18 protein-coding genes, 2 tRNA genes and 1 other RNA gene are annotated in these 14,408 nt (G+C 33.3%); 16 read left to right on the top strand and 5 right to left on the bottom strand.

Annotated elements, in window-relative coordinates:
* Positions 1-4 precede the first annotated feature (4 nt).
* The 8 genes from YN1551_RS04700 (at position 5) to YN1551_RS04670 (ending at position 4,279) form a co-directional block, all read left to right on the top strand.
* Positions 5-79 (top strand) — tRNA-Val (locus tag YN1551_RS04700).
* Between the two features lie 253 nt (positions 80-332).
* Entirely contained in the window at positions 333-695 is a 363-nt protein-coding gene (locus YN1551_RS04695) for an SWIM zinc finger family protein (protein WP_012714013.1), read from the top strand.
* Positions 696-850: 155 nt separating this feature from the next.
* Complete coding sequence (locus YN1551_RS04690; RefSeq protein WP_012711852.1) at positions 851-1,174, top strand: transcriptional regulator; 324 nt, start codon at positions 851-853, stop codon at positions 1,172-1,174.
* Positions 1,125-1,871 (top strand): phosphoglycerol geranylgeranyltransferase, encoded by a 747-nt coding sequence (locus YN1551_RS04685; RefSeq protein WP_457852378.1) that lies wholly within the window; start codon positions 1,125-1,127, stop codon positions 1,869-1,871. Before YN1551_RS04690 ends, YN1551_RS04685 begins: the two co-directional genes overlap by 50 nt.
* A gap of 20 nt (positions 1,872-1,891) precedes the next feature.
* Positions 1,892-2,059, top strand: coding sequence for a preprotein translocase subunit Sec61beta (locus YN1551_RS04680; RefSeq protein ID WP_012711854.1), 168 nt, complete (start codon positions 1,892-1,894; stop codon positions 2,057-2,059).
* Positions 2,060-2,083: 24 nt separating this feature from the next.
* An RNA gene (gene rnpB, locus YN1551_RS15540) (RNase P RNA component) lies at positions 2,084-2,388 on the top strand.
* 311 nt (positions 2,389-2,699) lie between these two features.
* Positions 2,700-2,951 (top strand): Lrp/AsnC ligand binding domain-containing protein, encoded by a 252-nt coding sequence (locus YN1551_RS04675; protein WP_009990524.1) that lies wholly within the window; start codon positions 2,700-2,702, stop codon positions 2,949-2,951.
* A complete protein-coding gene (locus tag YN1551_RS04670) occupies positions 2,948-4,279 on the top strand; it encodes a tRNA(Ile)(2)-agmatinylcytidine synthase (RefSeq protein ID WP_012717286.1) in 1,332 nt (443 codons plus the stop codon). Before YN1551_RS04675 ends, YN1551_RS04670 begins: the two co-directional genes overlap by 4 nt.
* Before the next feature lie 4 nt (positions 4,280-4,283).
* Here the strand turns inward: YN1551_RS04670 and YN1551_RS04665 are convergent.
* Positions 4,284-4,357: transfer RNA gene (locus YN1551_RS04665), tRNA-Ala, on the bottom strand.
* Between the two features lie 309 nt (positions 4,358-4,666).
* Here YN1551_RS04665 and YN1551_RS04660 point away from each other — a divergent pair.
* On the top strand, positions 4,667-5,860 hold the full coding sequence (locus YN1551_RS04660; RefSeq protein ID WP_012714016.1) for a Cdc6/Cdc18 family protein: 1,194 nt from the start codon (positions 4,667-4,669) through the stop codon (positions 5,858-5,860).
* Complete coding sequence (locus YN1551_RS04655; RefSeq protein WP_012714017.1) at positions 5,841-6,380, top strand: endonuclease dU; 540 nt, start codon at positions 5,841-5,843, stop codon at positions 6,378-6,380. Before YN1551_RS04660 ends, YN1551_RS04655 begins: the two co-directional genes overlap by 20 nt.
* Before the next feature lie 7 nt (positions 6,381-6,387).
* Here YN1551_RS04655 and YN1551_RS04650 read toward each other — a convergent pair whose 3' ends face one another.
* Genes YN1551_RS04650 through cyaB form a run of 3 tightly spaced genes read right to left on the bottom strand, consistent with a single transcriptional unit; the run spans position 6,388 to position 8,220 of the window.
* Positions 6,388-6,906: a nicotinamide-nucleotide adenylyltransferase gene (locus YN1551_RS04650; protein WP_029163861.1), complete on the bottom strand. Its 519-nt coding sequence runs from the start codon at positions 6,904-6,906 to the stop codon at positions 6,388-6,390.
* The gene (locus tag YN1551_RS04645; RefSeq protein ID WP_012717285.1) at positions 6,861-7,697 is read right to left on the bottom strand and encodes an SAM hydrolase/SAM-dependent halogenase family protein; all 837 of its coding nucleotides are present in this window, start codon (positions 7,695-7,697) and stop codon (positions 6,861-6,863) included. Before YN1551_RS04645 ends, YN1551_RS04650 begins: the two co-directional genes overlap by 46 nt.
* Positions 7,660-8,220 (bottom strand): class IV adenylate cyclase, encoded by a 561-nt coding sequence (gene cyaB, locus YN1551_RS04640; RefSeq protein WP_012714018.1) that lies wholly within the window; start codon positions 8,218-8,220, stop codon positions 7,660-7,662. Before cyaB ends, YN1551_RS04645 begins: the two co-directional genes overlap by 38 nt.
* Before the next feature lie 9 nt (positions 8,221-8,229).
* Here cyaB and YN1551_RS04635 point away from each other — a divergent pair, with 9 nt between their 5' ends.
* Genes YN1551_RS04635 through YN1551_RS04610 form a run of 6 tightly spaced genes read left to right on the top strand, consistent with a single transcriptional unit; the run spans position 8,230 to position 13,442 of the window.
* Complete coding sequence (locus tag YN1551_RS04635) at positions 8,230-9,249, top strand: RsmB/NOP family class I SAM-dependent RNA methyltransferase (protein WP_012717284.1); 1,020 nt, start codon at positions 8,230-8,232, stop codon at positions 9,247-9,249.
* Positions 9,228-9,776, top strand: coding sequence for a hypothetical protein (locus tag YN1551_RS04630; protein WP_012711862.1), 549 nt, complete (start codon positions 9,228-9,230; stop codon positions 9,774-9,776). Before YN1551_RS04635 ends, YN1551_RS04630 begins: the two co-directional genes overlap by 22 nt.
* Positions 9,777-9,832: 56 nt before the next feature.
* Positions 9,833-10,807, top strand: a complete 975-nt coding sequence (gene radA / locus YN1551_RS04625; RefSeq protein ID WP_012711863.1) for a DNA repair and recombination protein RadA — start codon at positions 9,833-9,835, stop codon at positions 10,805-10,807.
* Between the two features lie 39 nt (positions 10,808-10,846).
* Positions 10,847-11,362: an HIT family protein gene (locus YN1551_RS04620; RefSeq protein ID WP_012711864.1), complete on the top strand. Its 516-nt coding sequence runs from the start codon at positions 10,847-10,849 to the stop codon at positions 11,360-11,362.
* Positions 11,363-11,385: 23 nt separating this feature from the next.
* Positions 11,386-12,603, top strand: a complete 1,218-nt coding sequence (gene ilvA / locus YN1551_RS04615) for a threonine ammonia-lyase (protein WP_012711865.1) — start codon at positions 11,386-11,388, stop codon at positions 12,601-12,603.
* A 29-nt stretch (positions 12,604-12,632) separates the two neighbouring features.
* Entirely contained in the window at positions 12,633-13,442 is an 810-nt protein-coding gene (locus YN1551_RS04610) for a prephenate dehydratase (RefSeq protein WP_012717283.1), read from the top strand.
* Here YN1551_RS04610 and YN1551_RS04605 read toward each other — a convergent pair.
* A complete protein-coding gene (locus YN1551_RS04605) occupies positions 13,419-14,402 on the bottom strand; it encodes an Lrp/AsnC family transcriptional regulator (protein WP_012711867.1) in 984 nt (327 codons plus the stop codon). The two genes, YN1551_RS04610 and YN1551_RS04605, sit on opposite strands and share 24 nt — an antisense overlap.
* Between the last annotated feature and the right edge of the window lie 6 nt (positions 14,403-14,408).

Here is a 14,408-nt window from a genome sequence, read left to right as displayed (position 1 = left end):
TTAAGGGCCCGTCGTCTAGCCTGGTTAGGACGTCGCCCTGACGCGGCGGAGGTCCTGGGTTCAAATCCCAGCGGGCCCAAACTTTAAATTTTATCATATTTTAATCGAAAAAGTCGATATTATATAATATTTTAACAGATCACAACCTTAAGCTTCTCCTTTAGGGCAGTGGAGGTCAGAAATAATGTTATGACAACTTTTATCTCCAATGAATCATGGAACAACGATACTAGAAATTCTGCCACGATCTAAACAATTTAGCAATCGACTAGCGATAGTGAAACTGATTATTAGATAAATTATTAATCCTTAGACGGGATAAAGAAGTATAAGTGTCTTCAAATCAAACAAATAGGCATCTTCTATTGAAAGCTAGAAGAGTAGTTAAAGAAGGAAGATTTGTAAGTCTATCTCTTAAAGGTACTTTGTTCACGATTTTTATTTATATTGGACGTAATAACGATTACACCCTTGATCTTAATTACTGTAGTTGTCCATTTTATTTATTCAATGTACTTTTAAGAAACAAGTATGACTTTTGCTATCATACTTTAGGTTTAAAATATGCATTAGAGAAGGATCAATTAACAAAAATTGAGTTATATACAGAGGATTTTAAAGAAATTTTAACCGAGATATACACTTGTGGAAAATCTTTAAAACTGAGAAGAATATTGAGCAATGTGGAGAGTTGACTTTGAACGATGTGCAGTTAGTATTTATATCTGGGATTTTGATATTGGCATTTATAATAATTTATATAATATTAATGGAATTTCCAATAAAGTCTTCAAGTACAAAAGACATTTATACGAAAAAGAAGAAAGGTAAAAATAAATAGTGGTCGATTATGGGAGGGAAAAGACGAAAGAGGACTAAAATTATCAGAGTAAAGCCTAAATTACCGAAAACATTTGAGTGCCCTAGATGTGGAAAGGTCTCAATTAGTGTAAAGATAAAAGATAATATTGCAACAATTACATGTGGAAGTTGTGGTCTTTATACTGAAATTGAAGTACCCTCTGTATTTGATGAGGCAAATGCTTATTCCAAATTCATAGACATGTACTTGGAGGGAAGATTACAAATAAAAGAGAGAACTAATGAAAATACGGAAGAAGAAAATGAAATTGAAGGGGAAAGTGAAGAAATACCTCATGGACAAGTTAAATGATAATGAGAAATTACATTTTTCTCTCCTAGACCCATTTAAAATTAATTCTAGTGAAGAACTTAAATATATTGCTAAGAACTTATATAACGTTGGAACCGATGCGTTTCTTATTGGAGGCACATTAGGTGTTTCTAAAGATAAATTAGATTTTGTCATATCCTTACTTGACGATTATGAAATACCGAAGATTATATTCCCTAGCAATATAAACCTTTTATCTGAGAAGGCTGATGCATTATTATTTTTATCCCTATTAAACTCTGACGATATATATTATGTGATAGGTGCGCAAATAGTAGCTGCTCCAATCATAAAAATGTTACAAATGGAGGTAATACCAACTGCTTATGTAATAGTAGGACATGGAGGTACTGCAGCACACATAGGCAAGGCCAGAGTAATACCCTATGATAATTTTGAGTTAGCAACTGCCTATACTTTAGCCGCGGAGTATTTAGGAATGGATTTTGTTTACCTCGAGGCCGGATCTGGAGCCCCAGAACCAATAAGGCCAGAAATGATATCTTTTATCAAAAAGGCTTCCAGTATCCCGTTAATTATAGGAGGTGGAATAAGAAGCGTGGAAGTCGCTTTAAAATTAGTTGAAGCTGGAGCAAATATAATTGTTACTGGAAATATAATTGAAAGAGACGTCGATAAGGCAATAAAAATAATAAGGGGAATAAAGAATAAATAACCAAGGAAGAGGGGTTTATAATGCCTTCATCAAAGAAGAAAAAAGAGACTGTCCCAGTAATGTCAATGGCAGGATTAATTAGATATTATGAGGAGGAAAACGAGAAAATCAAGATAAATCCTAAAATTGTAATAGGAGCTAGTCTAGCATTAACAATTATCGTTATAGTGATCACAAAACTATTTTAAAGCTATAACGAGAAAGTTAATTATGGGACCCCTAGCGGGGGTAACGGGATAAAACCTGAGGAAACTCCGGCCTCCAACCCTTGCAAGAACCCCGAAAGGGGTAGGGATAGAATCCCTGGCAACTACACAGAAACGAAGTCTTAATACTAGATAGATGAACGGAACTACTAGCAAGTAATTGCTAGTAGTACGTGATAGATGAAAGTATCGGGACTTGAAACGGTAGACCTCTTGGGAGCAAGTTAAAGGGGAATGAATAAAGGGTTGACTCCTTGCAGTACGCTTAGTCGAATCCCCCAGTACAGAAGCCGGGTTATGCTAGGGGTCCCTACTAGTATATTAGTGAAAACAATACAAACTTTCTACAGTGTTAAAGTGATAGTTTATTATCGAGATCTTTAGACGTTATAAATTTCGTCTCTAGTTAAAATATATCGTTATTGTCCTTCTCTAAAAGACTAAGCTTACCTTTATCACCTATATCATTATATATTAAATATTTAGGGTTATTTTTTAAAATTATTTGAATTGTTGGTTATCTTTATATATACTTTTGTCTTTTCCAAAATCAATCAAAAAAAGTACATTAATTGTCGCAAAGTTCTTATAGCTATATAAAATTAAAACTCTGTGGATAAAAGTGGCTAGTGCGATAGTCCTTATAAATACAGATGCTGGAGGAGAAGAAGAGGTATTCGAAAAGCTAAAAAACATGAATGAAGTCGTGGAAGCATATGTAGTTTATGGGGTATATGATATCGTAATAAAAGTTGAAACTGAAAATATGGATAAGCTAAAGAATTTCATCAGTAATTCGATACGAAAGATACCTAAAGTAAGATCGACATTAACAATGATAATAATGGAGGGAAGAAGTGTAATAAAGAAATGAAATATCTAATAGGGATTGACGACCACGATTCCTACAAGTTTGGTTGCACTACACATTTTTCTGTTATTCTGACCTCCTATTTGTATAAAAACCATAATACTATTTTATTAGACTTACCTTATTTAGTCAGACTAAACCCCAATATACCTTGGAAGACAAGAGGTAATGCGAGTATAAAACTTATTGTTGACTTTAACGGAACAAAGAAAGAGTTAGCAGATATAATTTTTTCATATTCAGTTAAATATGTTAAAAATGTTTCACTAGCACTAGAGCACGGAAGAAGACCTGGAATAGCAATAATTGAATATGATAAATATAAATCTTTATTCGAAAAACTATACGATTTCTATATTAAAGGAATCTTAGATATCATTCCTATAGATTATGCGAAAAAATTCGCAGAGAAAAACGATATAGAAATTAGAGGAGATAGAGGTATTATCGGAAGTATTGCAGCGCTAGGAATGAGTGGGGATTACACCTATGAATTAATTACTTATAGGAAAAAAGAAAATTGGCTCAAAAAGAGAATGATAAATGAAGATTCGGTAAAGAGAGTTGATGAGGAGACGTTCCCGCTAACGTTTGCAAATTATGATTACATAAATGACTCTCCCCTTATAACTCCACACGGAAATGATCCAATCCTATATGGTATTAGAGGAACCTCCATAGAACACCTAATTAAGGCTATGGAACTAATAGAATCAAATGAAGATATCAATTTCTTCGCTGTTTTTAAGACTAACCAAAATACCGATATTCATTTTCAAAAAGTTGGTAATCGTTTCTACCAAGAAATTAAGAAAGTTATACAAATAAAAAATATAAAGATACTTGAAGGCGGAGATGTAATGATTAGGACTACAGACGATGATATTTTACTCGTGTATAAAGAAACTGGGGAGTTAAATAGTGCAGCTAAATTATTAAAAGAAGGTGACGAAATAGTAGCTTATGGGGCTATAAAGCCATCCATAACTTATGGAAAGATCATAGAGCTAGAGAGGTTTGAAATATTAAAATTAAATGATCTACAACTGGTCAATCCTAAATGTCCCATATGTGGTGGACCTACAAAATCTCTAGGAAAAAATAAGGGATATAAATGTAAAAAATGTAAATATATTATAAATACAGCTAATAAGAGTATGAAAAATATAATAAGAAACTTATCATTAGGAATTTACCAAACTAGAGCTTACAGGCATCTTACCAGACCTATATTCTTAACACTAGAAAACAATAATCAAAGTTTTCATGAAGAGAGAAAGTTCCTAGATATGTATAGATCCGAATTATACAAGCTTGATTATCATCTATAAAAGGTGGACCGGCCGGGATTTGAACCCGGGACCTCTCGGGTGCAAACCGAGCACTCTTCCAGGCTGAGCTACCGGCCCTTGAGTAAAAATAAAGACAAGGATAGATTAAAAATTTTACCTGTTCATATCTTCAGCGACACCCCTTCGGTTCCATTGGAGATTATTTTGAGCAACATTTTGTTATAATTAGATAACCATTATACAAAAGAATTGTATAAGAATGAAATCAAAGCTTATTTTATGTCACTAGAATCTCCAAATGAAATACTGGGGTAGGACTTGTATATGACACAACTTACATTTTTCCAGTGGAAATAAAGGGGTTTTTTACTCCCCAGTTAAATAGCTTATATTTTAAAAGCTGGGTTAGCACAAACAATAGAAAAGATGAGTGATATAATTGATGAAGTTATTTCTTCATTTAGAACTTCAAGTATCTTTGTAAATAGAGAATATTTGATGCCTGATTATATTCCAGATGAGTTACCACATAGGGAGGATCAGATAAGAAAAATTGCAAGCATTTTAGCTCCACTATATAGAGAAGAGAAACCCAACAATATTTTCATATATGGATTGACTGGAACAGGAAAAACGGCTGTAGTAAAGTTTGTTTTATCTAGATTTCATAAAAAATTTTTGGGAAAATTTAAGTATATCTATATTAACACTAGGCAGATAGATACGCCATATAGAGTATTGGCTGATTTATTAGAATCCTTAGATGTAAAGGTTCCTTTTACCGGGTTGTCCATAGCTGAGCTGTATAGACGTTTAGTAAAAGCTATAAGAGAGTATGATTCGCAAGTTGTCATAGTTTTGGATGAGATAGACGCTTTTGTTAAGAGGTATAACGACGATATTCTATACAAGTTAAGCAGGATCAATAGTGAGGTAAATAGGAGTAAAGTTTCTTTTATAGGAATAACTAATGATGTTAAGTTTGTAGATTTATTGGATCCTAGAGTTAAAAGTAGTTTAAGTGAAGAAGAGATAGTTTTCCCCCCTTATAACGCTGAAGAGTTAGAGGATATTCTGACAAAGCGAGCCCAAATGGCATTTAGGCCTGGAGTTTTACCGGATAATGTAATTAGATTATGTGCAGCATTAGCTGCACGAGAGCATGGAGATGCACGTAGGGCTTTAGATCTTTTGAGAGTTGCAGGTGAAATAGCTGAGAGGTTGAAGGATTCTAAGGTTAAAGAGGAGTACGTACATCTAGCTAAGGAAGAAATAGAGAGGGATCGAGTAAGGGATATTATACTAACCCTTCCTTTTCACTCTAAGTTAGTTCTTACCGCAGTGGCTTCTATGTCTTCAGAAGATAACGTAGTTTTGACTACTGGTGCTGTATATGAGACTTATCTGAATATTTGTAAGAAGTTAGGCGTGGAACCTATCACGCAAAGAAGAGTTAGTGATATTATAAATGAATTAGATATGGTAGGTATACTAACAGCCAAGGTTGTTAATCGTGGTAGGTATGGTAAGACTAAGGAGATAGGTTTAGCTGTTGATAAGAATATAATTGTTAAATCTTTAATAGAAAGCGATAGTAGGTTTGCCGATCTCTGGGGTTGATGATGGTTATTTTCCATTATCATATAAGGGAGGAAAAGGTAAAACTGCATTAGTTGTAGTTACTTTTTACGATTACGAGATGATTGATTTAGATTGGGGTCTCATAACTGTTGATGGAAATGATGCTACTGATGTTTTAAAGCAGTTGAGAAAAGGTGATATTGTTATTTTAGATGGCGTAATATTTGCTGGTTTCAACTATATTGTACCTTATTCTGATAACATGATTTTCTTTTATTCTAAGATGCCGAAGGTAGATCTGATCAAAAACGCTCTTATGAAACACTTCCAAGCTGATACGGAAAGAGTAAGAGAGATACTCTATGTTTTAAATAATCTTAAACAAATTCCCACAAAGAGGGGAAACGTCTTTCTTTACTCTACAGTCGAATTAAGTTTAGCTAAGTCAATTATAGAGAAATATCAAATTTACTCAAAAATACCAGAGGTGTTAAAGAGTGCTCATGTAATCGCAAGTAGCTTGGGAAGGTTTTTAGCTCGTTATAAGAAAACAGTATAAAAAATTTTTACTTATCTGTACCTACTATCTCTCTTAATCTTTGATCTCCATGGATATGTAGGATGTACTTATATACAGGTTCTGGAACTAGTTCACTCCAATTATCGTTTAGGATTATAAGACGTCTAATATAAGTTGAGTTATATTTTTCTCTATTAAAAGCTGGAGGAATCTCTACTTTATATCCGGCTTCCTTGAATATTCTAACTACTAATGGATTTCTGGCGAATACAACTTCAAATTTAGGGGTATAAGTGCTCACATAATGTGCCCAAATGTTGTTCATTAAAATATCTGGCATCGGTATTATAAATATTCTAGACAAATCTATCCCGCTATACTTAAGAGAATTTCTTATCATTTCTACTCTCTCTCCTGCGGTAAAGGGGTTGGTTACAGTGTGGCTTTCTTGTGAACTACCTACTAAAATTATCAACTCATCAACTCTCTCTAAGCTCCACTTAATTACATTTAGATGACCTAGATGGAATGGCTGAAATCTTCCTGGATATAACCCTCTAGACAGATCTCATCACCTTCTCTAACGTTTAATTTATCTTTTGCACTCCCTTTATTAATTCCTATCTCGACCAGAAAATAACCGTTGAAGTAAATCAACAACTCGTTTTCCATTCCGTAACCGAATGTTTTCACGAATCTACACTTATGTTTGGAATTATTTACTTTTATCTCTACGTTTTCACCATATTTGAAGTTGTTTAACAAAGCTTCTTTAGGTATACTAGTTGCTACATTTCCAAAATGGTCTACGTAAAGAACCTTTCCGCAAATTTCATTCCTTGACGATTTATAGGTAAAATCTAATTTTGTAAGATCTTCGTATCTTACTTGGTTTCCGAATGTATCAAGCTCTACTCCAATTGAGATAAGAGCAGCAGCTACGGAGAAGATATCTCTACCGTGGAAAGTATTCGAAATTGTTTTAGCTAAATATACCTTCTCGTTTTTTATTTCTACAATTTTTATTATTTCCTCAGAAGTTATAGCTGGGTATAGTACGCCATTATTTGGACCTATAAATACATAATTTTTTGTTTTTACTATTAAGGGCCTTCTACTAGTACCCACTCCTGGATCTATAACTACAAGAAATATCGTATTTCTAGGAAAATATTTATAAGAGGTATATAATAGATATGCACCAGCAATCAAGTTAAAAGGTTTGCTATTTCCAGTTATATAGGTGATTTTGGCCTCTGGGTTTATTTTCCTTATTACTGCCTCCATTACCCCGTTATAGTTATCGTTAACCCCAAAGTCAGTAAGTATTGCTATTTGACTTGGGATTCGCTTCATATTTATCAATTAATAACTCTAGATAAGATTTTGTCGTTAACTTTCCTTTTATCTTATATTTTCTAATGAAGCTGGAAGTATAGTTATGGATCTCTTGATCACTAATTTCACTAATGGCCTCTATTTCTATAAATTGACCTAAGTTCTCGACTAAATCTAATGATATAATAAATGATTTATCTAAGTAATTTATTCTAGTCTTTTTGATAGTTATAACGGGATAAAACCCTATTTTCCTCAAAAGTTCGATTGTTTTATTAAGGTCATTTACAACTATAGATATTTCTTCTCGAGCCTTTAATGAGGAATGTAATTTAGGCCCTTTATACGTAAGCTCTATTCTCTTATTGTTAACCCTTATTCTAACTGCTTCATCAGTTATTTTGAAATTTCGATAAACATAATTAAAGTAAATATCTTCTTGTTTTTCTATATCCAATAATTTTAGTTCTTTCTCCAACGATTCTCTTAACTCGTCTAATGATGGGTACTCAACTACTATTTTAACCTCTTTTTCGATCATTATTCTCTGATGGAAAATCGCATAGCGAGGTATTTAAGTGAAAATGCCAATTTGTTTCATATTTCTCCTAGTTATAAGGCTAAAAGATTAGCCTCTAAGTATGGATTTTTAGATTATATGATAGAACGATATTTGAATATGTTTAGTAGTAAAGAAGAATTAGAAGAATATCTAAATTCTTGTAGTTTTCCATTAAAAAAGAGTATTAGATGTAATACGTTGAGAACTGACTGCAAAAAATTGGAAGAAATGATGTCAGAGAAAGGATTCATTTTGGAAAAGGTCAAATGGCTTCAGCATGGTTATATAATTAAAAGAACTCCACCTATGCCGTCTCTAGGTTCTACACTTGAGTATCTCATGGGATATTATCATATTCAAGGGCTAGCTTCTATGGTACCCGCGTATGTCCTAAATCCTTCACAAGATGATTTTGTTTTGGATATGGCTGCGGCACCTGGTGGAAAAACTACACAAGTATCTCAAATAATGCAGAATAAAGGTTTGGTAGTAGCAGTTGAGAAAAAGCGTAGTAGGATTAGAGCTCTTCTCAGTAATGTTAATAGGTTAGGGGCAGAGAATGTTGTATTAGTCAAAACCGATGTATTAAATTTAAGAAGAATAAATAAATTTCAATTCGATAGAATCTTATTAGACGCACCTTGTAGCGGTGAAGGATTAATACAAAAGGATCCTACTAGGCGATATAAAACCACAATTGATGACTTAAGGGATTTTGCATATTCACAGCTATCTCTAATCGAGATAGCATATGAGCTATTGAAAGAGGGCGGTTATATCGTTTATTCAACATGTAGCGTTGCACCAGAAGAGAATGAATTAATTGTTAATTTCGCTATCGAAGAATTAGGTATGAAAACCATGAGTGTAGAAGGATATCCTGCTTCTAACGGATACGTAGAATATTATAATACTAAATTTAATATCGATGTGAAGAATTGTTTAAGATTTTTCCCTCATACACAAGGTACTGAGGGGTTTTTCCTATGCCTTTTAAAGAAGGAATAAAGATGAGTTTTAGTAAGGTTGGAATAGATGAAGTTAAACCCAAACTTGAGGTTATTTTCTCAAGATATGGTTGTGTAAATAAGTTAAGTACATTTATAACTAACAAGTCATTCTATGAGCTTAAAGGCAAATATAATCAGTTGTTTATGTTAGCTAATAATAGTGTAAATAATGACCGTTTACTGGAGTTCCTAAGTGGACTATTGAGTAAAGGTTTTCATCCATACTCCGTTGGTACACCAATAATTATTTATGATAGATCTGAGATCTTGCCTACTTTGGCTTTCGGAAGGTATTTAGCTGAAATGTGCGAGAATAAGTTAGTAATATCAGATTACAATTTGATATATAAGATTATATATAAAAAGCCTATATATATTAGTTCTGCGTATAATTATAATGATGTGATAATTGTGGATAAAATGAACAATTTTATAGCGTATGCAAAGGTCGAAAATAGGAAGAGAGGAGTATACGAGGTAATACCAGTTAAAGATATAGGATGGTATTTAAGGCGCGGTGGATAAATATAAAAATTAGAAAGTAGAGGTATTTGTCTAGTATAAGTGTCTGGTGATAATAGATGTCAAATGAAGTTGAGCAGAAAAAGAGTATAAAAACGATTAATGATTTGCCTGGAATTAGCCAGACTGTAATTAATAAGCTAATAGAAGCTGGTTACTCTTCTCTTGAAACCTTAGCAGTTGCATCTCCACAAGATCTGAGTGTAGCAGCTGGTATTCCGTTATCTACTGCGCAAAAGATAATTAAAGAAGCGAGAGACGCATTAGATATAAGGTTTAAGACAGCTTTAGAGGTCAAAAAGGAGCGAATGAATGTTAAGAAAATATCTACTGGTAGTCAAGCATTAGACGGTCTTTTAGCTGGTGGTATAGAAACTAGGACTATGACGGAATTCTTCGGTGAGTTTGGGTCTGGTAAGACTCAGCTATGTCACCAGCTAAGTGTTAATGTACAATTACCACCCGAGAAGGGTGGCTTATCTGGTAAAGCAGTTTATATAGATACAGAAGGTACTTTTAGGTGGGAAAGAATTGAAAATATGGCTAAAGCTCTAGGATTAGATATCGATAATGTCATGAACAATATATATTATATAAGAGCGATAAATACAGATCACCAAATAGCTATTGTTGATGATTTACAAGAGTTAGTTAGCAAAGATCCTTCAATTAAATTAATTGTTGTAGATTCTGTAACTTCACATTTCAGGGCAGAATATCCTGGAAGAGAAAATTTAGCCGTAAGGCAACAGAAGTTAAACAAACACTTGCATCAATTAACCAGACTTGCAGAGGTTTATGATATTGCAGTGATTATAACTAATCAAGTAATGGCTAGGCCAGATATGTTTTATGGAGATCCTACCGTAGCAGTAGGTGGTCATACTCTTTATCACGTACCAGGGATAAGAATTCAGCTTAAAAAGAGTAGAGGAAATAGAAGAATAGCTAGAGTTGTTGATGCACCACATTTACCAGAAGGAGAAGTAGTGTTTGCGTTAACTGAAGAAGGAATAAGGGACGCGGAAGAGTAAAAGTTAATATTTTATGTGTCATTGAAGTATATCTTACTTATGGATATTTTATGGGCACCATGGAGAGCTAAGTATATTTCTGAAACTAGCAAGCTAAAACAAGATGAATGCCTATTTTGTAGAGTAATAAAAGAAGAAAATGATGAGCAAAATTACGTAGTATATAGGGGAAAATATGCTTTCATAATACTTAATGCATTCCCTTATAATACTGCTCATGTAATGGTTGTCCCTTACAAGCATGTCCCTTCAATTGAGCTTTTAAGTAATGATGAGGCATTAGATATATTTAATTTAATTAGTGTTGCAATAAAGGCTATAAGAGAAATTTATACCCCAGACGGTTTTAATATAGGTGTAAATATAGGTAGAGTAGCTGGAGCAGGTATAGAAGCTCACGTTCACGTTCACATCGTGCCAAGATGGAATGGTGATTCCAATTTTATGCCAGTTATTTTTAACACTAAGGTTATGCCAGAGACGCTTGGAGATACGTTTAAAAAATTAAATGCAAAAATTAATGAGATTATGAAGAAGCCCTCGAAATCTGAGTAATTGATGAAGGCAGGGTTTTACGGATGAATTATTTAGAATATTTTGATAGAATTAGACTAGCAAAAGAGAAAATAGAAAAATATGTACATACTACTCCAATAGACTATTCCACAACATTTTCTAGGATTACAAACGCAAAAGTTTATCTTAAATTAGAAAACTTACAGAAAACGGGATCATTTAAAGTTAGAGGTGCCTTCAATAAACTGTTATCTCTGAAGGAGGAAGAAAAAAAGAAAGGCGTTATTGCTGTCTCAGCAGGTAATCACGCTCAAGGAGTTGCATATGCTGCTTCAACGTTGAATATTAGATCAACTATAGTGATGCCAGAAACAGCTCCAGCTTCTAAGTATTTAGCTACAAGATCCTATGGGGCAGATGTGGTACTATATGGTAAGTACTTGCATGAGAGTATGAAGAAAGCTGAAGAATTGATTCAAAACACTGGTTTAATATTTGTTCATCCTTATGGCGATTTAGACGTGATAGTAGGGCAGGGTACTATAGGATTAGAATTATACGATGTTGAACCAGATTACGTGATTATTCCAATAGGAGGTGGAGGACTAATTTCTGGTATAAGTATAGCTTTAAAGTATAGATTCCCAAATGTCAAGATAATAGGCGTTCAGTCTTCCTCTTCTCCTTCTATGAAGGTTTCTAAAGATCTAGGAAGGCTTGTAGAAATAGAGCCCGGCTATTCTATAGCTGACGGCATACTGGTTAAGTATCCTTCTGAATTAACCTTTGGTATCATTAATGAGTTAGTAGATGATATAGTATTAGTAGATGATGAAGAAATAGCTGAAGCAATAGTTTTACTACTGGAAAGAAGTAAAACATTAGCAGAAGGAGCAGGGGCTGCTGCACTTGCGTCACTAATTTCAGGAAAGGTCAAAGTGAATGGAATAGACAAAAAAGTAATTTCACTAGTAAGTGGAGGGAATATTGACCTATCTTTATTGTCTACTCTCACTGAGAAGTTTTTATATAGACAAAAAAGAGTTGTCAAAGTAAGAGTAATAGTTCCAGATAAGCCAGGGCAACTAAATAAAGTATTAAGTTATGTGGTTAAGATCCGAGGTAATATAATTGATATAGTTCATGATAGGCATAGTAGCGATGTACTACCGGGATATACTAAAATATATATAACTTTCGAGCTTCAATCTTCAGAAGCTCTTAGCTTACTTTTGACGAATCTGGCAAATGAAGGTATAGATGTTAAAATTGTAGAATAGTTTATAAGTCTCTTATGTAGAGATTTTAGGTGGTAGATGCGGATGGAATTTATTATTTAGGTCCAGAGGGAAGTTTTACACATGAAGCAGCTACTCTGCTTAATAAAGGAAATTTGAAGAGTGAATCAATAATATCTTTAGTATTTAAGAAAGTCGATGAAAGAGAAGGTTCCATAGGTGTAGTTCCCATAGAAAATAGCCTAGAAGGACCAGTAAATGAAACCCTTGATAATCTCTACAACTATGATAATATATATGTCATAGGTGAAATTGAGAGAAAGATAGAATTAGCTCTGGCAACCAGAAGTAATGATTTAAGTCAGATCAAGAGAATATACTCACATCCCCATGCTTTTAATGAGGCTAGAGAAAAGTTAAAGGAGTTAGGCTTTAATGAATACATACCAGTAGAAAGCACTTCAAAAGCAGCACAAATCGTATCTCAAGATTCAGAGGCTGCAGCTATTTGCTCTACTTTTGCGGCCAAGCTTTACAATTTAAAAGTTCTCCTTACGATTAATTCACATAATAACTATACTAGATTCATAGTTCTATCTAAAGAAATGAGCTCCAATGGAAATAAGTCCATGATATTATTTACTGTTCCTCATAAACCTGGTGCTCTTTATAAAGTTCTTCAAGTATTTTATGACTACAACATAAATATTTTGATGATCTATTCTAGGCCACTGAAATCGATACCTTGGCAATACTACTTTTATTTAGAGTACGAAGGTAACATCTCAAATCATGAGTTTATTGAAAAACTTGTTAAATCTACATCTGTGTTAAAAATAAAAGGAGCTTTCTCTAAACTAAATAACGATCCCAGGTTTTAGGTTCTCTAGGCTGAACAATATCATGTAACTTCTTGAATCTGTTTCTTTCGAGATCTCATTTGCTACATTTCTTATAGTTTCTTTCCTACTTGCATGTATCATACTATAACACAAATATTTCCAGCCTTCATCGTTAGATTCTCTAAGTACTACATGTGTAGCCTCTGGAATGTTTAAAGCTAGTTTTTCACAAGTTTTTTCTATATTACTAGTATCTAGCAGAACCATCCCGTTTTCAACTATTCCTATTTTCTCTCCATTAAGGGTTGCCCCATAATCTTTAATTACATTTTTATCATATAATTCTCTAACTAATTCGATTAGCTCATCTTCTTTCATTTTATGTTTTTCCGCTATTTCTTTAAATGGTCTTTGTGAGATTTTTAATGGATAAGATAACTCTGTTAATAGCTGTTTGTCTATCCCTAGTTCTTCCGCAGTAGGAACTTTATTAAGACTTTTTATGGTATTGTTAGGACTCCATGATACACCTCTTATGACATCATATTTTACACTTAATTTCAATGTTCTTTTAGAATATAATATGACATAATCATTACAATCCACCTGGCTTAGTAATTCTTTAACATTCTTGTTAAGCGTATCTCTATCGCTTGCCTTTAAAACAAACCATATGTTATACTTTGGATGATCTCTAACATAATTGTGGGTTAGTTCTTTAATTCCTAGCGCAATCTTTCTAAACTTTTCTATCTTATCTTGAGGTATACGTGCTGCAATTAAAGCTCCATCCATTCCTTTTGCTCTAAAACTAACATACATTCCTATTCTTTTAACTATACCATCTTCTAGCAATTTTTTAATTCTATTTAATAATTCTTCCTCAGAAATTTTTAATTCTTCACTAATAATTTTAAAAGGTTGAGGGTCAAAGGGAAAGTTGTATTCTAGTTTCATTAATATTTCCTTATCAATATCTGAAATTTCGGATAAATCCATAATTAA

Origin of the sequence: Sulfolobus islandicus Y.N.15.51 (assembly GCF_000022485.1) — an archaeon.
Taxonomy (GTDB): domain Archaea; phylum Thermoproteota; class Thermoprotei_A; order Sulfolobales; family Sulfolobaceae; genus Saccharolobus; species Saccharolobus islandicus.
This window is presented reverse-complemented; position numbering and strand designations above follow the sequence as displayed.

Bases quoted from the DNA above. Each gene is read 5' to 3' on its own strand.
- YN1551_RS04690 (WP_012711852.1), top strand. From the start codon at position 851: ATGGGAGGGAAAAGACGAAAGAGGACTAAAATTATCAGAGTAAAGCCT.
- YN1551_RS04685 (WP_457852378.1), top strand. From the start codon at position 1,125: ATGAAATTGAAGGGGAAAGTGAAGAAATACCTCATGGACAAGTTAAAT.
- YN1551_RS04680 (WP_012711854.1), top strand. From the start codon at position 1,892: ATGCCTTCATCAAAGAAGAAAAAAGAGACTGTCCCAGTAATGTCAATG.
- YN1551_RS04670 (WP_012717286.1), top strand. From the start codon at position 2,948: ATGAAATATCTAATAGGGATTGACGACCACGATTCCTACAAGTTTGGT.
- YN1551_RS04660 (WP_012714016.1), top strand. From the start codon at position 4,667: ATGAGTGATATAATTGATGAAGTTATTTCTTCATTTAGAACTTCAAGT.
- YN1551_RS04645 (WP_012717285.1), bottom strand. From the start codon at position 7,697: ATGAAGCGAATCCCAAGTCAAATAGCAATACTTACTGACTTTGGGGTT.
- cyaB (WP_012714018.1), bottom strand. From the start codon at position 8,220: ATGATCGAAAAAGAGGTTAAAATAGTAGTTGAGTACCCATCATTAGAC.
- YN1551_RS04635 (WP_012717284.1), top strand. From the start codon at position 8,230: ATGGAAAATCGCATAGCGAGGTATTTAAGTGAAAATGCCAATTTGTTT.
- YN1551_RS04630 (WP_012711862.1), top strand. From the start codon at position 9,228: ATGCCTTTTAAAGAAGGAATAAAGATGAGTTTTAGTAAGGTTGGAATA.
- radA (WP_012711863.1), top strand. From the start codon at position 9,833: ATGTCAAATGAAGTTGAGCAGAAAAAGAGTATAAAAACGATTAATGAT.
- YN1551_RS04620 (WP_012711864.1), top strand. From the start codon at position 10,847: ATGGATATTTTATGGGCACCATGGAGAGCTAAGTATATTTCTGAAACT.
- ilvA (WP_012711865.1), top strand. From the start codon at position 11,386: ATGAATTATTTAGAATATTTTGATAGAATTAGACTAGCAAAAGAGAAA.
- YN1551_RS04605 (WP_012711867.1), bottom strand. From the start codon at position 14,402: ATGGATTTATCCGAAATTTCAGATATTGATAAGGAAATATTAATGAAA.